General features: G+C 61.3%; 19 protein-coding genes. 11 read left to right on the top strand and 8 right to left on the bottom strand.

Annotated elements, in window-relative coordinates:
* Positions 1–20: 20 nt before the first annotated feature.
* Positions 21–680 carry a YciC family protein gene (locus RHM69_RS16610; protein WP_032904195.1) on the bottom strand — a complete coding sequence of 220 codons (660 nt, stop codon included), beginning with the start codon at positions 678–680 and terminating at the stop codon, positions 21–23.
* Between the two features lie 182 nt (positions 681–862).
* Here RHM69_RS16610 and RHM69_RS16605 point away from each other — a divergent pair, with 182 nt between their 5' ends.
* The 3 genes from RHM69_RS16605 to RHM69_RS16595 all read left to right on the top strand — a co-directional run bounded on the left by RHM69_RS16605 (position 863) and on the right by RHM69_RS16595 (position 2,817).
* A complete protein-coding gene (locus tag RHM69_RS16605) occupies positions 863–1,585 on the top strand; it encodes a DUF2076 domain-containing protein (RefSeq protein ID WP_200600569.1) in 723 nt (240 codons plus the stop codon).
* A gap of 118 nt (positions 1,586–1,703) precedes the next feature.
* Complete coding sequence (locus RHM69_RS16600) at positions 1,704–2,180, top strand: NYN domain-containing protein (RefSeq protein ID WP_003194396.1); 477 nt, start codon at positions 1,704–1,706, stop codon at positions 2,178–2,180.
* A gap of 25 nt (positions 2,181–2,205) precedes the next feature.
* Positions 2,206–2,817: a PolC-type DNA polymerase III gene (locus RHM69_RS16595; RefSeq protein WP_020301743.1), complete on the top strand. Its 612-nt coding sequence runs from the start codon at positions 2,206–2,208 to the stop codon at positions 2,815–2,817.
* Positions 2,818–3,144: 327 nt separating this feature from the next.
* Here the strand turns inward: RHM69_RS16595 and RHM69_RS16590 are convergent, their stop codons facing one another.
* The gene (locus RHM69_RS16590) at positions 3,145–3,456 is read right to left on the bottom strand and encodes a DUF6124 family protein (protein ID WP_014720050.1); all 312 of its coding nucleotides are present in this window, start codon (positions 3,454–3,456) and stop codon (positions 3,145–3,147) included.
* Positions 3,457–3,931: 475 nt separating this feature from the next.
* Here RHM69_RS16590 and RHM69_RS16585 point away from each other — a divergent pair, with 475 nt between their 5' ends.
* Together RHM69_RS16585 and RHM69_RS16580 are read left to right on the top strand one after the other, a co-directional pair.
* Positions 3,932–4,498, top strand: a complete 567-nt coding sequence (locus RHM69_RS16585; RefSeq protein ID WP_032873225.1) for a hypothetical protein — start codon at positions 3,932–3,934, stop codon at positions 4,496–4,498.
* Positions 4,488–4,754 carry an acyl carrier protein gene (locus tag RHM69_RS16580; protein ID WP_019818047.1) on the top strand — a complete coding sequence of 89 codons (267 nt, stop codon included), beginning with the start codon at positions 4,488–4,490 and terminating at the stop codon, positions 4,752–4,754. Before RHM69_RS16585 ends, RHM69_RS16580 begins: the two co-directional genes overlap by 11 nt.
* Positions 4,755–4,933: 179 nt before the next feature.
* On the opposite strand, the gene RHM69_RS16575 is transcribed toward RHM69_RS16580, so the two are convergent.
* The gene (locus tag RHM69_RS16575) at positions 4,934–5,395 is read right to left on the bottom strand and encodes an Lrp/AsnC family transcriptional regulator (RefSeq protein ID WP_014720049.1); all 462 of its coding nucleotides are present in this window, start codon (positions 5,393–5,395) and stop codon (positions 4,934–4,936) included.
* A gap of 160 nt (positions 5,396–5,555) precedes the next feature.
* Here RHM69_RS16575 and yedA point away from each other — a divergent pair, with 160 nt between their 5' ends.
* Together yedA and RHM69_RS16565 are read left to right on the top strand one after the other, a co-directional pair.
* Entirely contained in the window at positions 5,556–6,452 is an 897-nt protein-coding gene (gene yedA, locus RHM69_RS16570) for a drug/metabolite exporter YedA (protein ID WP_003194388.1), read from the top strand.
* A gap of 48 nt (positions 6,453–6,500) precedes the next feature.
* Positions 6,501–7,835, top strand: coding sequence for a DEAD/DEAH box helicase (locus RHM69_RS16565; RefSeq protein ID WP_072435495.1), 1,335 nt, complete (start codon positions 6,501–6,503; stop codon positions 7,833–7,835).
* 113 nt (positions 7,836–7,948) lie between these two features.
* Here RHM69_RS16565 and RHM69_RS16560 read toward each other — a convergent pair whose 3' ends face one another.
* The gene (locus RHM69_RS16560; RefSeq protein ID WP_191949041.1) at positions 7,949–9,175 is read right to left on the bottom strand and encodes a TIGR03862 family flavoprotein; all 1,227 of its coding nucleotides are present in this window, start codon (positions 9,173–9,175) and stop codon (positions 7,949–7,951) included.
* Positions 9,176–9,346: 171 nt separating this feature from the next.
* Positions 9,347–10,267: a histone deacetylase gene (locus RHM69_RS16555; protein ID WP_014720045.1), complete on the bottom strand. Its 921-nt coding sequence runs from the start codon at positions 10,265–10,267 to the stop codon at positions 9,347–9,349.
* A 77-nt stretch (positions 10,268–10,344) separates the two neighbouring features.
* Here RHM69_RS16555 and RHM69_RS16550 point away from each other — a divergent pair, with 77 nt between their 5' ends.
* The 3 genes from RHM69_RS16550 to RHM69_RS16540 are packed head-to-tail and all read left to right on the top strand — an operon-like array spanning position 10,345 to position 12,406.
* Positions 10,345–10,914 carry a GNAT family N-acetyltransferase gene (locus RHM69_RS16550; protein WP_014720044.1) on the top strand — a complete coding sequence of 190 codons (570 nt, stop codon included), beginning with the start codon at positions 10,345–10,347 and terminating at the stop codon, positions 10,912–10,914.
* 38 nt (positions 10,915–10,952) lie between these two features.
* Positions 10,953–11,822, top strand: a complete 870-nt coding sequence (tesB, locus tag RHM69_RS16545) for an acyl-CoA thioesterase II (RefSeq protein WP_014720043.1) — start codon at positions 10,953–10,955, stop codon at positions 11,820–11,822.
* Positions 11,819–12,406, top strand: coding sequence for an HAD family hydrolase (locus RHM69_RS16540; RefSeq protein WP_014720042.1), 588 nt, complete (start codon positions 11,819–11,821; stop codon positions 12,404–12,406). The genes tesB and RHM69_RS16540 overlap by 4 nt, the downstream gene beginning before the upstream one ends.
* Positions 12,407–12,538: 132 nt before the next feature.
* Here the strand turns inward: RHM69_RS16540 and RHM69_RS16535 are convergent, their stop codons facing one another.
* Genes RHM69_RS16535 through RHM69_RS16525 form a run of 3 tightly spaced genes read right to left on the bottom strand, consistent with a single transcriptional unit; the run spans position 12,539 to position 14,860 of the window.
* Positions 12,539–13,513, bottom strand: a complete 975-nt coding sequence (locus RHM69_RS16535) for an alpha/beta hydrolase (protein WP_200600567.1) — start codon at positions 13,511–13,513, stop codon at positions 12,539–12,541.
* Complete coding sequence (locus RHM69_RS16530) at positions 13,514–14,401, bottom strand: neutral zinc metallopeptidase (RefSeq protein ID WP_014720040.1); 888 nt, start codon at positions 14,399–14,401, stop codon at positions 13,514–13,516.
* A 45-nt stretch (positions 14,402–14,446) separates the two neighbouring features.
* Positions 14,447–14,860 carry a lipoprotein gene (locus RHM69_RS16525; RefSeq protein ID WP_014720039.1) on the bottom strand — a complete coding sequence of 138 codons (414 nt, stop codon included), beginning with the start codon at positions 14,858–14,860 and terminating at the stop codon, positions 14,447–14,449.
* 199 nt (positions 14,861–15,059) lie between these two features.
* On the opposite strand from RHM69_RS16525, the gene RHM69_RS16520 reads away from it, so the two are divergent.
* Entirely contained in the window at positions 15,060–15,938 is an 879-nt protein-coding gene (locus RHM69_RS16520) for a DMT family transporter (protein WP_003194370.1), read from the top strand.
* The last annotated feature ends 1 nt before the right edge of the window (position 15,939 follow it).

Raw genomic sequence — 15,939 nt, 5'->3', positions numbered from 1 at the left:
CAGAAGAGCCACGGAGCATATCACCGCACGTCGGCGTCGCCACCGATCAGCATGAATAAACGGAACAGCACCACGCTGGTGAACAGTTGCAGGAAGCTGTGGGCGCTGTCCATCAGCAGCCCCAGCAACGGCGCCGGTTCAGGGTACGCCGCCACGCTGGCGCCCTTGAGCAGCCACAACGGCGTCATCACGCACAGCAGGCACACCAGGATGCGCCAGAAATGCCCGCGGGTCAGGCGAAAGCTCTCCTTCATCGCCGCCAACGCCGGCATACCGCGCAGCACCAGCAGGTATTCGGCAAACGCCAGCACCACCATCAGCCACAAGCCCGGCAGGAAATACAGCGACAGCCCCAGCAGAATCAGCAAGGTGCTCATGGCTGTCAGCAGGGCAAAACGCGGCCACAGGCTCAAGGCCATGGCCCACACGTCCTTGGTGCGCGGCGACTCGCCCCGGGTGCGGGCGTCGAGAAACAGGATCAGGGCGCCGGTGTACAGCGGGTACACCAACAAACCTACGACCACGCTGTAGCCGGGAAACGCATCCGGGCCCAGCGTGTGGTCCAGCACCTGTTGCAGCAAGGCTTCGAGGATCACCAACGGCAGGCACAGCTGGACGATGGCGCCCAGGTTGCGCTGGGTAAAGCGGAAGGAGTCGCGCAAAACGTCTAACGGATTCATCAGGGTCATCACAGGCCTGGAAGCAGATGGCGACACTTTAACCGATCAGGGTCCAAGGGGCGCAAACGTAAACCTTGAGTAAAGACCATTGAAACAACTCGTAACATCCCCATAACTGGAAAGCCCCCAGCCTGATCACAGGCGGGACCGGAATTTTTTATCGGCAATCTAACGAGGTCGCCATGAACAGCGAAGAGCAAACCCTGATCGATGGACTGTTTTCACGGTTGCAGCAAGCCGAAACGGACTCAGCCCCCCGCGACGCCCAGGCCGAAGCGCGGATCAAGGAGCATATGGCTCGCCAACCCGCCGTCGGCTACTACATGACCCAGTCGATTCTGGTGCAGGAACATGCGCTGCAGAGCCTCGACGCGCAAAACAAGCAACAGGCCCAGCAAATCCAGCAATTGCAGGACGAGCTGCAACGGGCCAAGGCCACGCAACCAGCGCCGGCCAGCGGTGGTGGGTTCCTGTCGAGCATCTTTGGCGGCGGCTCCCGTGAGCCACAGCCTGCGCCGAGCAACTCAGGTGGCGGCTGGCGTGAGCCGGCGCGGCCCGCTTTTGGCCAGCCAGCGCCGCAACAGAACTATCAACAGCCGCAAGCACCGGCCGCCGCGCCAGCCGGCAGCGGCTTCCTCGGTGGCGCCATGAAAACCGCCGCCGGCGTGGCCGGTGGGGTGTTGCTGGCCGAAGGCATCAGCAGCCTGTTCCATCACAACCAGCAGCCGCAGGTGGTGGAAGAAATCATCGAACAACCGGCACCGGCCAGTGACCAGGGCAACTGGGGCAACGATGACCAGAAGTTTGCCGGCAATGACAGCTGGGGCAGCAACTCTGATAACTTCGCCGACAGCGATTATTCCGACGATTCCTCATCCTTTGGCGACGACGATTCCTTCGTCTGACACACCACGCCGGGGCGCTGCGGCGCTCCGGTCTGATTTTTTCCCGGAAACGCTCCCTTGGCTGGCATACTGGCGCCCTTTCCGGGCGCTGGCGCCTGGCTGTCCATGAGGAAGTGCGGTGAAAAAAATTGCAGTGTTCGCCGATGTGCAAAACCTCTACTACACCGTGCGCCAGGCCTATGGTTGCCACTTCAACTACGCCGCCCTGTGGGCTGACATCAGCGCGCGCGGGCAGATTGTCGAGGCGTACGCCTACGCCATCGACCGCGGCGACAGCAAGCAGCAGCAGTTCCAGCAGATCCTGCGCAACCTGGGCTTTACGGTAAAACTCAAGCCGTACATCCAGCGCAGCGACGGCTCGGCCAAGGGCGACTGGGACGTGGGCATCACGCTGGACATCATGGACGCCGCCGACCATGTCGACGAAGTCGTGCTGGCCTCAGGTGACGGTGATTTCGACATGCTGCTCGAGCGCATTATCCACAAGCATGGCGTGCGGGCCGTGGCCTACGGCGTGCCGGGGCTGACGGCCAACTCATTGATACGCGCCGCCAGCCACTACGTGCCGATCGAAGGCGCGTTGTTGCTCAAATAGATCGTTGAACGGAGTAGGAACAGGTTTGGAACGCATAGCGGTCATCGACTTTGAAACCACCGGCATCACCCCCAGCAGCCACTGCCGGGCCACGGAGATTGGCGTGGTCATCCTTGAGCGCGGGCAAATCGTGGACCGCTACCAGAGCCTGATGAATGCTGGCGTGCGCATACCGGCGTTTATCGAACAGCTCACCGGCATCAGCAACGCCATGCTGCGCAGCGCGCCACCGGCTGAACGGGTGATGAACGAAGTCAATGAGTTCGTCGGCACCACGCCCTTGATGGCGCACAACGCCGCGTTCGACCAGAAGTTCTGGGACTTTGAGCTTGGCCTGATCCGCCGCACCCGCCTGCAAAAATTTGCCTGCTCCCTGCTCCTGGCTCGCCGCCTGATGCCGGCGGCGCCCAACCACAAGCTCGGCACCCTCAACACCTACGCCAAACTGCCCCACACCGGCCAGGCTCACCGGGCGCTGGCGGATGCGGAAATGGCCGCCAACCTCACCGCGCACCTGGCCCAGGAACTGCGCCAGACTCATGGTTTGCGCGAGCTGTCCCATGACCTGTTGTGCACGTTGCAGAAAGTGCCTGCCGCAAAGATCAATGAACACCTGAAGAAACATCGCGGGTTTTAAGGCCTGGCGCTGATCGTCCCCACGCTCCGCGTGGGCATGCATCTGGTGACGCTCCGCGTCACGACTTTAAGAGCGGACGCAGAGCGTCCAGGGCGGCATTCCCACGCAGAGCGTGGGAACGATCAGCAAGTCGCTAAATAAGTTGACTGACACACCGCCTTCGCGAGCAAAACATCGCGGGTTCTGATCCAGCCACCCCTCTCAAGAACACTGAAGTTCCAATGTGGGAGCTGGCTTGCCTGCGATAGCGGTGTATCAGCCAGCCATTTATTGCCTGACCCTCCGCTATCGCGGGCAAGCCCGCTCCCACAGGGGGTTATGCGTCGACTATCGAGGCTGTGCGCACTCCAGCGCCTGGTCCACCACCCCCTTCGCCATCTCCACCAAATGCATCACCGCCCGCTGCGGCGCCTTCATCACCTCACCCGACGCATTCGCTGTCTCCACCGCGCAGTGCAACAACTCCGCCGCATGGGCCAGGGCGTCTTCGAAGCTCAGGTTGTCATTCAGGATAAAGATCGGCGCATCCGGGGCGGATGCCTTGAGGTAGTAGTCGATGGCACGACGGTGGAGCAGGGCGTCTTCGCTGAGGAAGTCGGTTTTGGGCTGGGGTGGATCGGGGGTGACTTTTTTGACCATGGTGAAACTCCTTGCTGGAAGAAGTCGACACCGTTCGCTTGCACGCGAATTAGGGTGGCAACTGTGCGTAGGTGTGCAAGACCGGGGCAAGGATCCAAACCCAGCAGGCCCGAAGGCCTCCCACGCACAGCCGCCATAACAGGCATATTGGCTGTAGGTTTATTTATGATCTTGCTTGCCATCGGACTTGCACGTCCGGTCACCGAACATTCGATGACAGAGCGAGACTAGCTACCGAATCCGACGGAAACAAGGCCGTGGGATTCTCTCGGAAACGTCCCGCAAATGAAAGGGATCGGTCTTGCTGGCCACTGAAACACGGAGGTTTTGAGGTCTCTTTCACCTGAGCGCTGAATGGTCGGTAGGCCAAATCCGGCTATGACCTAGGACCTTTCTGGTTTTCCTCTTTACTCCTCTATCGCGTCTTACTGCGACCTACCACCCCGTCTGTCACTCATGCACAGGGATTACAGTCATGCAGGAAAGCGATCTTCATACAGCGATTATGCGAAGCAAGTTGGAACTTGAATCAAATGGCATTGATCTGGGCTCCAGTTCAAGCATGGCGTTTCATGTGGGCAACACGATGACAAGCTGCCCGGCAGTCATGGTGTTGCCGAGTTCGCCAGGTTGGAGTCATGGCCCTCATTACCAGTTACTCAAGCCGATTCACGCTGACCCCGCTGTGCCGGATACGACGTTTGATGAACTCTGGAAATGTACACAGCAACACTACGGCCTCACGGCAGCCACCGTGATCACTGGCGCGGCGGGCATACCGATAAGCAAAATTGCGGTGGGTGCTTGGGTTCACGTCGGCTCCAGCAAAACCACGAACCTGGCTAGCCTGATCGGCATGCGCTTTTTCCCTCGTACATTGATCAGGCAACCCACCATGGCCAGAATGGCAAAGGCAACGTTTGGCACGGTTCGGGTATTTGGCATCATCGGGCGAGGCATACCCTTCGTTGCTGCCGGGCTTGCAGTCTTTGACCTAGTCAGTATTGGTAAGTGTGCCTATGAGGCGAGAAATGGAAGGTAGCCTGACCAGAGCCGACATCAGCGAAAAAGTGATCCAGCTATTCGTCGATATCATCGGCTTTATCGACCGAAGCGATGTGACGGAGCAAACCGATTTCATCCATGACTTCGACATCATTGATGACGATCTGACGTGCTTTGTCATGCAGATCAAGTGGCAGTTCAAGTTGCAAGCGACGCAGGAGGATTGGGATCACATCACGACCATCGAGCAGATAGTCGATCTGATCGTCCAGCGCAGATCGAGCCCTTTGTAGGAGCGAGCTTGCTCGCGAAGAACGCCAACGGTGACGCTGGCGTCCTGAATGCACGCGGCGCCCTCGGGTTTTTCGCGAGCAAGCTCGCTCCTACAGGGGGCGCGGCGGGCAACCGGTGAGGCCACTGGCGCCATCGCAGGCAAGCCAGCTCCCACAGTTGACCGCGTCGCTTGGGCAGATCAGCCAGCATTTTTGCCATTGGCTTCCAATTGCCCCAACGGCACCCGCCGCTCTATGGCGCTGGACAAAATAATCGAGGTCTTGCTGAAGCCGAACTTCGCTACCCGATTAATCAGGTTTTCCAGCTCGGGCATCGAGCCCACCGCCGCTTGCATGATCACGCACGGGTCGCCGGTGACCCGGTGGCATTCGGTCAGTTCGGGTATTTCCGCCAGGGCGTCGTAAACCTTTTGGCTGCCATGGTTGGTCAGTCGCAGTTCAATCACGCATTGAATCGGCAAACCCACTTTGGATAAATCCACCTTGGCCTGGTACCCGGTGATCACGCCGCTGGCCTCAAGCTTGGCCACGCGTTCGGCCACGGCGGGTGCGGAGAGGTTCACGGTGCGCGCCAGTTGCGCGTAGGAAGCACGGCCATCTTCAAGCAGGGCGCTGAGGAGCATGCGGTCGTATTTGTCCATGATAAGGCTCCGGTTGCGCATGGCTTTCGAAAGCACGGTTTATAGCCTTGATAACCATGGTTTGAGAAGTGTATTGGCGTTTTAAACAGGTTTTGTAACTTAAGTTTATCCACCTTCGTTTCTAGAATAAGTCTCCCATTTCCTGCCATAGAGCCGCCCAATGCCTGGCCCACGTCGCTTTCCCTTACCGTTGATCGCCGCCTTTTTTGCGTTGTATGTGATCTGGGGTTCCACCTACCTGGTGATCCGCATTGGCGTGGAGTACTGGCCGCCGCTGTTGCTGGCGGGGATTCGGTTTTGCACGGCGGGTGCGTTGATGTACGGCTTTCTCAGGTGGCGCGGGGTGCCAGCGCCGACCTGGCCGCAGTGGAAGGCGGCCGGGATGATCGGCATTTTGCTGCTCACCGTGGGCAATGGTGGCGTGAGTGTGGCCGAACATATGGGCGTGTCGTCCGGCGTGGCCGCGCTGGCGGTGGCGACGGTGCCGCTGTTTACCTTGCTGTGTGGGTTTTTCTGGGGGGCGCGTAATACACGGTTGGAATGGGCCGGGGTGCTGCTGGGGATCATCGGCATTGCCATGCTCAACATGGGCAGTACCTTGCAGTCGAGCCCACTGGGCGCGGTGTTGCTGTTGATGGCGGCGGCGTCCTGGGCCTTCGGCTCGGTGTGGAGCCGGCATTTGCCGCTGCCCCAAGGCGCCATGGCCAGCGCCGCGGAAATGCTCGTGGCCGGTGTGGCGCTGCTGATCGTCAGCGCGCTGTCCGGCGAGCACCTGCAAGCCATGCCGCCGCTGGAAGGCTGGCTGGCCCTGGCGTACCTCACGGTGTTCGGCTCGATCATCGCCTTCAACGCTTATATGTACCTGCTCAAGCACGTACGCCCGGCGGCGGCGACCAGCTACGCCTATGTGAACCCGGCCGTCGCCGTGTTGCTGGGGATTGTGTTCGTGGGTGAGAGCATCGGCCTGGAAGAAGCCTTGGCAATGCTGGTGATCATTAGCGCGGTGTTGCTGATCAGCCTGCCCCAATGGCGCAAGCCCAAACCGGAAATAAGGTAAACTGCCGCGCATTACGCCCTTGCGCTGAATTTTTCCTACGGTAACTACATGACTTTCGCCACCCTTGGCCTGATCGAACCCTTGCTGCGCGCCCTTGAGACGCTTGGCTACCAGACCCCGACGCCGGTGCAGGCCCAAGCCATTCCGGCCGTGCTGGCCGGTCGCGACCTGATGGCCGCAGCCCAGACCGGCACCGGCAAGACCGCAGGTTTCGCCTTGCCGCTGCTGCAACTGCTGACCCTGGAAGGGCCGAAAGTCGCCGCCAACTCGGCGCGTGCGCTGATCCTGTGCCCGACTCGCGAGCTGGCCGAGCAGGTTCACGCCAGCGTTGCCGAGTACGCCCAACACCTGCCGCTGACCACCTACGCGGTGTACGGCGGCGTGAGCATCAACCCGCAGATGATGAAGCTGCGCAAGGGTGTGGATATTCTGGTCGCCACCCCTGGCCGCCTGATCGATCTGTTCCGCCAGAACGCACTGAAGCTCAACCAGCTGCAAACCCTGGTGCTGGACGAAGCCGACCGTATGCTCGACCTGGGCTTCTCCGAAGAACTGGCGAACATCTACCGCATGTTGCCGAAAAAGCGCCAGACCCTGCTGTTCTCTGCGACCTTCTCCGATGACATCCGCCTGCTCGCCGGGCAAATGCTCAACGACCCGCTGAGCATCGAAGTCAGCCCCCGCAACGTTGCCGCCAACACCGTCAAGCAGTGGGTGGTGCCGGTGGACAAGAAGCGCAAGCCGGAGCTGTTTGTGCACCTGATGCGCAAAGGCCGTTGGAAGCAAGTGCTGGTGTTCGCCAAGACCCGCAACGGCGTGGACGCCCTGGTGGACAAGTTGCAGGGCCTGGGCATCAACGCCGACGGCATCCATGGCGACAAACCCCAAGCCACCCGCCAACGCGCATTGGACCGCTTCAAGACCAGCGACGTGCAGATCCTGGTGGCCACCGACGTAGCGGCCCGTGGCCTGGATATCGAAGACCTGCCGCTGGTGGTCAACTTCGACCTGCCCATCGTGGCCGAAGACTACATCCACCGTATCGGCCGTACCGGGCGTGCGGGCAACACCGGTGAGGCGATTTCCCTGGTGTGTGCCGACGAGGTGAACATGCTCTCGGCGATCGAGATGCTGACCCGTCAGACCCTCACCCGCAAGATGGAACCGGATTTCGAGCCGGAGCACCGCGTGCCGGACACCGATGCCAGCGGGCAGGTGGTCAAGAAACCGAAAAAGCCGAAGAAGCCTAAAGCGTCCGGCGGTGGCGGCAAGCGCAACTTGGGCAAGTGGGTAGACAGTGGGGAAGTGGCGCCGGCCGAGCCTTCGATCAAGCCGGTGCGCAAGGTGCCGGTGTTTAACACTGGGCCGCGTAAGAAGAAGTGATTGATCGTTCCCACGCTCCGCGTGGGAACGCATCCTGTGACGCTCTGCGTCACGAACCTAAAGCGGGACGCAGAGCGTCCCTGGCGGCATCCCCACGCAGAGCGTGGGAACGATCAGCGTTGGAGCCACTCCAACATCCCCAGCCCAGCCGTCCGGCCACTGGCAAAACAGCCGGTCAGCAAATACCCACCGGTCGGCGCCTCCCAATCCAGCATTTCCCCCGCACAAAACACGCCAGGCAATGGCTTGAGCATCAACCGCTCATCCAGCGCTTCAAACGGCACACCACCCGCCGTGCTGATCGCCTCATCCATCGGCCGTGTTTTCACCAATGTCAGCGGCAACGCTTTGATATCCACCGCCAATTGCGCCGGATCGGTGAAGTGTTCAGCGGGCGTCAACTCGCGTAACAACGCCGCTTTCACCCCATCCAACCCCAACTGACTGTGCAAGTGCTTGCTCATCGACCGCGAGCCACGGGGCTTGGCCAATGCGGCCTGCACCTTGTCCAACGGCTTGCTGGGCAGTAAATCGATATGCACCGTGGCCGCACCGTCGCGGTTGATCGCTTCGCGAATCGGCGCCGACAAGGCGTAAATCAAACTGCCTTCAATGCCGGTGGCGGTGATCACGCATTCACCCAGCCGAGGCTTGTCATCCCCCAGGCCAATGGCGACGTTTTTCAACGGTGCGCCCGCGAATTTGCTGACCATCAACGCGCTCCATGCCGACACTTCAAACCCGCAGTTGCTCGGTTGCAGTCGCACATAGGGCAGGCCTTTGCCTTCAAACAGGTTGAGCCATGCACCGTCGGAGCCCAAACGCGACCAGCTGCCGCCGCCCAGGGCCAGCAGCACAGCGTCGCTGTGGACAACTTTTTCGCCGTCCGGGCTGTGGATAAGTAAATCGCCCTCGTCATTCCAACCCGTCCAACGATGCCGGGTGTGGATAACCACACCTTGCTCCCGCAGACGCTTGAGCCAGGCGCGCAGCAGTGGCGCGGCTTTCATATCGGTAGGAAATACGCGGCCGGAGGTGCCGACAAAGGTCTGGATACCCAGGCCATGGATCCATTCGCACAACGCCTCGGCGCCAAAGCTGCGCAGCAGCGGCGCCATGTGCGGCGCGCGTTCAGCGTAGCGCGACAGGAACGCCGGGTACGCCTCGGAGTGGGTGATGTTCATGCCGCCTACGCCGGCCAGCAGGAACTTGCGCCCCACTGAAGGCATGCCGTCGTACAGGTCCACGCGCACGCCCGCCTGGCTCAAGACTTCAGCGGCCATCAGCCCGGCAGGGCCGCCGCCGATAATGGAGACGTGGTGGGCAGAAGTCTGAGGCATGGGCAGGGCTACGGTGATGTGAATAGGCCGAGCATTCTACCCGACCATGACGCCGCTGCCTGATCAAAAAACGTACACTTTCCTACAGGCCATGCGGCTACTCGCTTGCAGCCGCTTACGCTCAAGTTATCCACAGGCCGTTCCACAGGCATTGTGGGTAACGCCCACAGCTCAATGACAGCCTGATGACGTCCACACCCGCTGCGCGCTGTGGTGCAGGATGCCGTGGCGGCGGGCGAGGGCGGGGCGGTCCTTGCTGTAACCGCCGCCGATCACGCCCATCACCGGTATGTCGCGGCCAAGGCAGTGGCGCATCACGCTTTCATCACGGGCGGCGACGCCTTCGTCTGTCAGCTTGAGGTAACCAAGGGCGTCGTCCTTGTGCACATCCACGCCGGCGTCGTACAGCACCAGATCCGGCTGGTAGAGCGGCAGCAGGTAGTTGAGCGCGTCATCCACCACCTTGAGGTAGTCGGCATCGCCCATGCCCATGGGCAGCGGGATGTCCCAGTCGCTCTGGGCCTTGCGTGCCGGGAAGTTCTTTTCGCAGTGCAGCGACACGGTGATGGCGTCCGGCGTGTCGTGCAGGATGCGTGCGGTGCCGTCGCCCTGGTGCACGTCGCAATCGAAGATCAGCACGCGATTGACCCGGCCGCTGGCCAACAGGTAATGGCTGATCACCGCCAGGTCATTAAAAATGCAGAAACCCGCCGGATAATCGTAATGGGCATGGTGGGTGCCGCCCGCCAAATGGCAGGCCAGGCCATGTTCGAGGGCTTGTTCGGCGGCCAGGATCGAGCCGCCCACCGCGCGCACCGTGCGCCGGGCCAGGGCTTCGCTCCACGGCAGGCCGAGGCGGCGTTGGTCTTCGCGGGACAGTTCGCCGCTCATGTAGCGTTCGATATATCCAGGTTCATGGGCCAGGGCCAAAATGTCTGCCGGGCACAGCGGCGGGCGCAGCAATTGGCTGTCTTCGGTCAGGCCGCTGTCCACCAAGTGGTCACGCAACAGGCGAAACTTGTCCATGGGGAACCGGTGGTCCGCCGGGAACTCAGGGCTGTAGTCTTCGTGGTAGATCAATGGCAAGGACATGGGATTTTCTGACGGGAACCTGCGACGGATCTTAACAGCGCTGTACACTCACGCACATGGCAAGGCAGGGGGGATCCATGGAGCCAATACTGGAATTGGAAAGTGCACGCTTGGTGCTGCGCCAATGGCGCGACAGCGACCTGCCGGACTTTGCGCGCATGTGCGCCGACCCGCAGGTGATGCGCTACTTTCCGGCTCAATTGAGCCACTTGGAAAGCGCCGCGTTGATCGGCCGGATTCGCGGGCATTTTGCTGAATATGGCTTTGGTTTTTGGGCCTTGCAGCGCAAGGACACGGGCGAATTTATCGGCCTGACCGGGCTTGCGAATGTCAGCTTTGAAGCCGGCTTTACCCCGGCGGTGGAAATCGGCTGGCGCCTGGCCCGCGAACATTGGGGCCTGGGTTATGCCAGTGAGGCCGCCTGGACAGCGTTGCGCTGTGGTTTTGACCGCTTGCAACTGGACGAAATCCTGGCCTTCACCACCGAGAGCAATCTGCCCTCACAAAAAGTCATGCAGGCCATCGGTATGCATTACGATCCGCAGGCAGATTTTGAACACCCGAAAGTCGCAGCCGGTGACCCGCTGCGACCGCATGTTTTGTACCGCATCACCCGCGCCCAATGGTTGGACACGCTGCACGGATAAGCAGCCCGGAATGCCCTATTGATTGTAGGAGTTGCTCTATGAGCCAAGTATTGGAAGATCTGGTGGACTTGCTGACCCTGGAGCCGATCGAGGAAAACCTCTTTCGCGGCCGCAGCCAGGACCTGGGCTTTCGCCAACTGTTCGGCGGCCAAGTGCTCGGCCAGTCGCTGTCGGCGGCCAGCCAGACCGTAGAAGAAGCGCGGCATGTACATTCCCTGCACGGTTATTTCCTGCGCCCTGGCGATGCCGCGTTGCCGGTGGTGTATTCGGTGGACCGCGTGCGCGATGGTGGCAGTTTCAGCACGCGTCGTGTCACCGCGATTCAAAAGGGCAATCCGATCTTCACCTGCACGACCTCGTTCCAGTACGACGAACAAGGCTTCGAGCACCAGACCACCATGCCGGTGGTAGTGGGCCCGGAAAACCTGCCGTCGGAACTGGAGCTGACCCAGCAACGTGCGCACCTGATCCCCGAGCACATGCGCGACAAGCTGCTGTGCCCCAAGCCCATCGAAGTGCGCCCGGTCACCGAAAAAGACCCGTTCAACCCGCAGCCGTCCGACCCGGTCAAGTACGTGTGGTTTCGTGCCGACGGTGCCTTGGCGGACACACCGGCGTTGCATAAATACCTGTTGGCCTATGCCTCGGACTTTGGCCTGCTGACCACCTCGCTGCTGCCCCATGGCAAGACCGTGTGGCAGAAAGACATGCAGGTCGCCAGCCTCGATCACGCGCTGTGGTTCCACGCCGACCTGCGTGCCGATGACTGGTTGTTGTACGCCATGGACAGCCCGTGGGCTGGCAACTCCAGGGGGTTCTCCCGGGGCAGCGTGTACAACCGCGCCGGGCAACTGGTGGCGTCGGTGACCCAGGAAGGTTTGATCCGCCATCGCAAGGATTGGGCATGAGCCTCGGCGACGTTAGGCACTGGGTGTTCGACATGGACGGCACCCTCACGGTGGCCGTGCATGATTTTGCCGCTATCCGCGTGGCACTGGACATTCCACCTGAAGACGACATCCTCACGCACCTGGCGGCCTTGCCTGCGCCGGTTGCAGCCGCCAAGCACGCCTGGTTGCTGGAGCACGAGCGCGAGCTGGCCCTGGGTTCGGTGGCGGCGCAGGGCGCGGTGGAGCTGGTACAGGAATTGGCCGGGCGCGGTTACCGCCTGGGGATCCTGACCCGCAATGCGCGGGAGCTGGCCCATATCACCCTGGAGGCGATAGGCCTGGCGGACTGCTTTGCGATTGAGGATGTGCTGGGGCGCGATGATGCGCCGCACAAGCCGGATCCCGGTGGGTTGCTGAAACTGGCGGCGGCTTGGGACGTAGCACCCCGCGACATGGTGATGGTCGGGGATTACCGCTTTGACCTGGATTGTGGTCGGGCAGCGGGCACCAAGACGGTGTTGGTGAACTTGCCGGAGAACCCTTGGCCGGAATTGGCGGATTGGCATGCCGAGGATTGTGCGGCGCTGCGCCGAATGATCTAAGCCGGGCGACAGAGAGCAAATGTGGGAGCTGGCTTGCCTGCGATGACGGACTGTCAGTTGATAAAGTGTCAGCTGACCCACCGCTATCGCAGGCAAGCCAGCTCCCACATTTTGATGGGGTTCCTTCAGGTGCTACTGGGCGAACAGTACCTTTTCTCCCTCTGGCGAGGTAAACATCTTATCCCCGTCATGCCCCACCCCTGGCACTTCTACCAGCCGGTGGCCTAACTGCGGATGCCGCTGCTTGAGGTAGTCAAAATAGTTGTGGCCACGCATCAGCCGATACGCACCCTGGGTTTCGGCTTCGCAGCTTTTATCCAATGCCGGGTGGTTGGGGTCGGTGTCCTGCTGGCCCAACAGGTAAGTGATGTCGCGTGAGACGTAGTCTTGTTCCAGTTGCTGGGCACCTCGGCCCCCCACGTAATCCGGCAGGTTTTGCATGCCGTACTTCCAGTCGTTGAAGCCTGGGCAATTGGCGATGTCGAACGTCACCGGGCGCTGCGGGCTGAAGTACGCATAGGACGACGGGTTAGCCACCACATACCGCAGGCGGATGCCCTCGGAGTTCAGCAACGGGTGGTCGTGGCCGGTGAGGGCGAAGCGCTGCACCACTTGGCCGCCACCGGAATGCCCGGCGACCACGATTTCTTTCAGCGCCGGGAACAGTTTGTGGTTGCCCAAGTGCTTGATGATCTGGTCCAGAGCGCCATAAGAGCTGATCTGCCCTGGGCCGGTGGACGCTTCGCCGGCCATCCAGTCGTTACCCGTCCAACGCACTACCTCGTGGCCCAGGTGATTGCGCTTCACGTCGGCTTGATTGAGAAACTGCGGCGCGATCACCAGCGTAGTACCGCCCACCCCGGCATGCTCGGCGGCGTCGATGCCGCTTTGCAGGTAGGTTTGTGCATTGCGCAGGCGGCCATGCACGATGATCAATGCGCGTGTGACCTTGGGCAGTGGTTCGCGCCAATCCTGGCTCAGGCCCAGGCTGAGGTCGCCGGCCTCCAGATGAAAGCGATCGGGGCTGACCACCTTGACGCCGTGTTCGGTTGCGAAGGTGCAACAGGACACGAGCACACCCAGCAGTAACCCCCATCGTTTGATCATTTAGAGACTCTTGGCCGCGAAGGTATCGCATTGAGTGATCTGGCCCTGGGCGAAGCCGGTCTTGAACCAGCGCACGCGCTGGGCCGAGGTGCCGTGGGTGAACGAGTCTGGTACCACGCGCCCCTGGCCTTGTTGCTGCAAGCGGTCATCGCCGATGGCATTGGCTGCGTTCAGGGCTTCTTCGATATCGCCGGGTTCCAGCCAGTTCAGACGTTTTTGCGCATGGTTGGCCCACACGCCGGCAAAGCAGTCGGCTTGCAGCTCCTGGCGAACCAGCAGGCCACCGTCGCCTTCCATCTGCCGGCCCTGTTGGCGCGCCGCCTGGATCTTGGACGAGATGCCCAGCAACGTTTGTACGTGGTGCCCGATTTCGTGGGCGATCACGTAGGCCTGGGCGAAATCACCGGCGGCCTGGAAGCGTTGCGACATTTCCCGGAAAAAATCCAGGTCCAAGTACACCTGCTGGTCAGCCGGGCAGTAGAACGGGCCGCTGGCCGAGGTGGCGCCACCACAGGCTGAGTTCACCCGGCCACGGAACAGGATCAGTTTCGGGTTCTTATAGGCCAGCCCATTTTCCTGGAACACTTGGCCCCAGGTGTCTTCGGTATCGCCCAGCACAGCGCGCACAAAGTCGGCTTGCTCATCGTTGGCTGGCGGCGCTTGACGCGGCTGGGTACTGACCGATGGCGCCTGTTCCATCTGGCCGGTCAATTGGCCAAGAATCTGCATCGGGTCCTGGCCGGTCAGCCAGCCAATGCCGACGATCAGCACGATGGCCGTGAGGCTCAGGCCCTTGCCGCCGCCGAAGCGCATACCGCCACCGCCGCCACCACTGTCGTTACGGGCATCCACCACGTTGTCGCTGCGTCGGCCTTTTTTCCATAGCATGGGAGCAATCCTCTGTGTGCAAACCGTGATTGATTATGGTCGGTATTAACGGCAATAGCCTTCGCCAGTGGCGACGATCAGGCAGTCTTTTTTATCTGCCAGCCATTTCAAGCCGGTGGCGGCGCCGTCGCCAGCGCGCAACAACTGCGGGCCGTCGGGGCGGATGAAGGCGATGCCGTCTTCGGTGGCCTCACCTTTGAAGGTGCCGGCGTCATCGGCGTCGAGGCCGTATTGCATGGTCAGCAGGTAGTGGCCACGGCCAATGCTGTCGTCCTTGGCGATGGTCAGGTGCAAGCCTTCGACACCGACCCACTTGCCTACCCATTTATCGGTCGGCGGAGTCTCGGGCACCAGGGTCGCTTGCACGGAAGCCGGCGCGGGCTTGGGGGCTTCTTTCGGGGTTTTATCGCAGGCGGCGAGCAGGGCGAGGGCAGACAGGGCAAAGAGAATTTTTTTCATAGCGGCAAGGCCTTGGTTAAAAAGTGTGCAACGCCGGGGCGAGCGTGCAGCGTTGGACTCGAATCCACCGATTTAGTGCGCTGTTCGCCCGGTGTTTGGTTATGCTCTTGGGGCAGACTCCGGCCCGGCTGCTAGATTACCGGGTTGAGCGCGACTTGGTTCAGCGCTCAGCGTCCCGCTCGCCACACAAGAGAATTCAATGACTGTCAGTACCCCGCTCTCCGGCGTCAACCATCCGTTCAAAGGCATCCTGCTGATTGTGCTGGCGACGTTCCTGTTCTCCAGCCACGACGCCTTGTCCAAATACCTGGCCGGGTTCTACCCGATCGTGATGGTGGTGTGGGCGCGGTACATGGTGCACACCTTGCTGATGGCCGGGATCTTTCTGCCGCAATCGGGCCTGCGCGTGTTGCGCAGCAAGCGGCCGGGCATGCAGGTGGTGCGCGCGTTATGCCTGTTGGGCACCAGCCTGTTCTTCACCACGGCGCTGCATTACATCCCGCTGGCCGAAGCTACAGCGGTGAACTTCCTGGCGCCGATCCTGGTGACGGCGCTGTCGGTGCCGTTGCTCGGTGAGCACGTGACTCGTGGCCAGTGGCTAGCGGTGATCTGCGGGTTTATCGGCGTGGTGATCATTATCCACCCCGGCGGCGAGCTGTTTACCCCGGCGGTACTGCTGCCGCTGTGCTCGGCGCTGTTCTTCTGCTTCTACCAGTTGCTCACGCGCATCCTCAGCCAATACGACAGCCCGACTACCAGCAACTTCTTCGCCGGCCTGTGCAACACCTTGGTGATGAGTGCGATGGTGCCGTTCTTCTGGCAAGTGCCGACGTTGTGGCACGCGGTGATGATGCTGGCGCTGGGCACCTGCGGGATGACCGCGCACCTGATGCTCACCCAGGCGTTCCGCTTCGCGGCGCCGGCCTTGCTGGCGCCGTTTGGCTATTGCCAGATCGTGTTTGCGGGGTTGTTGGGCTGGCTGGTGTTCAGCCATACCCCCGATATGACCACGGTGGTGGGTATCGGGGTGATCTGCATGAGCGGGTTAGCCGCTGCCTGGCAGCAGCGGCGCAGGTAGA

Source organism: Pseudomonas sp. CCI1.1, assembly GCF_034348165.1.
Taxonomy (GTDB): domain Bacteria; phylum Pseudomonadota; class Gammaproteobacteria; order Pseudomonadales; family Pseudomonadaceae; genus Aquipseudomonas; species Aquipseudomonas paracarnis.
This window is presented reverse-complemented; position numbering and strand designations above follow the sequence as displayed.

What these genes read in the sequence shown, in the direction of transcription:
- RHM69_RS16610 (WP_032904195.1), bottom strand. Translation starts at nt 680, where the DNA reads ATGAATCCGTTAGACGTTTTGCGCGACTCCTTCCGCTTTACCCAGCGC.
- RHM69_RS16535 (WP_200600567.1), bottom strand. Translation starts at nt 13,513, where the DNA reads ATGATCAAACGATGGGGGTTACTGCTGGGTGTGCTCGTGTCCTGTTGC.
- RHM69_RS16590 (WP_014720050.1), bottom strand. Translation starts at nt 3,456, where the DNA reads ATGGTCAAAAAAGTCACCCCCGATCCACCCCAGCCCAAAACCGACTTC.
- RHM69_RS16525 (WP_014720039.1), bottom strand. Translation starts at nt 14,860, where the DNA reads ATGAAAAAAATTCTCTTTGCCCTGTCTGCCCTCGCCCTGCTCGCCGCC.
- RHM69_RS16585 (WP_032873225.1), top strand. Translation starts at nt 3,932, where the DNA reads ATGCAGGAAAGCGATCTTCATACAGCGATTATGCGAAGCAAGTTGGAA.
- RHM69_RS16560 (WP_191949041.1), bottom strand. Translation starts at nt 9,175, where the DNA reads ATGCCTCAGACTTCTGCCCACCACGTCTCCATTATCGGCGGCGGCCCT.
- yedA (WP_003194388.1), top strand. Translation starts at nt 5,556, where the DNA reads ATGCCTGGCCCACGTCGCTTTCCCTTACCGTTGATCGCCGCCTTTTTT.
- RHM69_RS16565 (WP_072435495.1), top strand. Translation starts at nt 6,501, where the DNA reads ATGACTTTCGCCACCCTTGGCCTGATCGAACCCTTGCTGCGCGCCCTT.
- RHM69_RS16530 (WP_014720040.1), bottom strand. Translation starts at nt 14,401, where the DNA reads ATGCTATGGAAAAAAGGCCGACGCAGCGACAACGTGGTGGATGCCCGT.
- tesB (WP_014720043.1), top strand. Translation starts at nt 10,953, where the DNA reads ATGAGCCAAGTATTGGAAGATCTGGTGGACTTGCTGACCCTGGAGCCG.
- RHM69_RS16555 (WP_014720045.1), bottom strand. Translation starts at nt 10,267, where the DNA reads ATGTCCTTGCCATTGATCTACCACGAAGACTACAGCCCTGAGTTCCCG.
- RHM69_RS16580 (WP_019818047.1), top strand. Translation starts at nt 4,488, where the DNA reads ATGGAAGGTAGCCTGACCAGAGCCGACATCAGCGAAAAAGTGATCCAG.
- RHM69_RS16550 (WP_014720044.1), top strand. Translation starts at nt 10,345, where the DNA reads ATGGAGCCAATACTGGAATTGGAAAGTGCACGCTTGGTGCTGCGCCAA.
- RHM69_RS16605 (WP_200600569.1), top strand. Translation starts at nt 863, where the DNA reads ATGAACAGCGAAGAGCAAACCCTGATCGATGGACTGTTTTCACGGTTG.
- RHM69_RS16575 (WP_014720049.1), bottom strand. Translation starts at nt 5,395, where the DNA reads ATGGACAAATACGACCGCATGCTCCTCAGCGCCCTGCTTGAAGATGGC.
- RHM69_RS16520 (WP_003194370.1), top strand. Translation starts at nt 15,060, where the DNA reads ATGACTGTCAGTACCCCGCTCTCCGGCGTCAACCATCCGTTCAAAGGC.
- RHM69_RS16540 (WP_014720042.1), top strand. Translation starts at nt 11,819, where the DNA reads ATGAGCCTCGGCGACGTTAGGCACTGGGTGTTCGACATGGACGGCACC.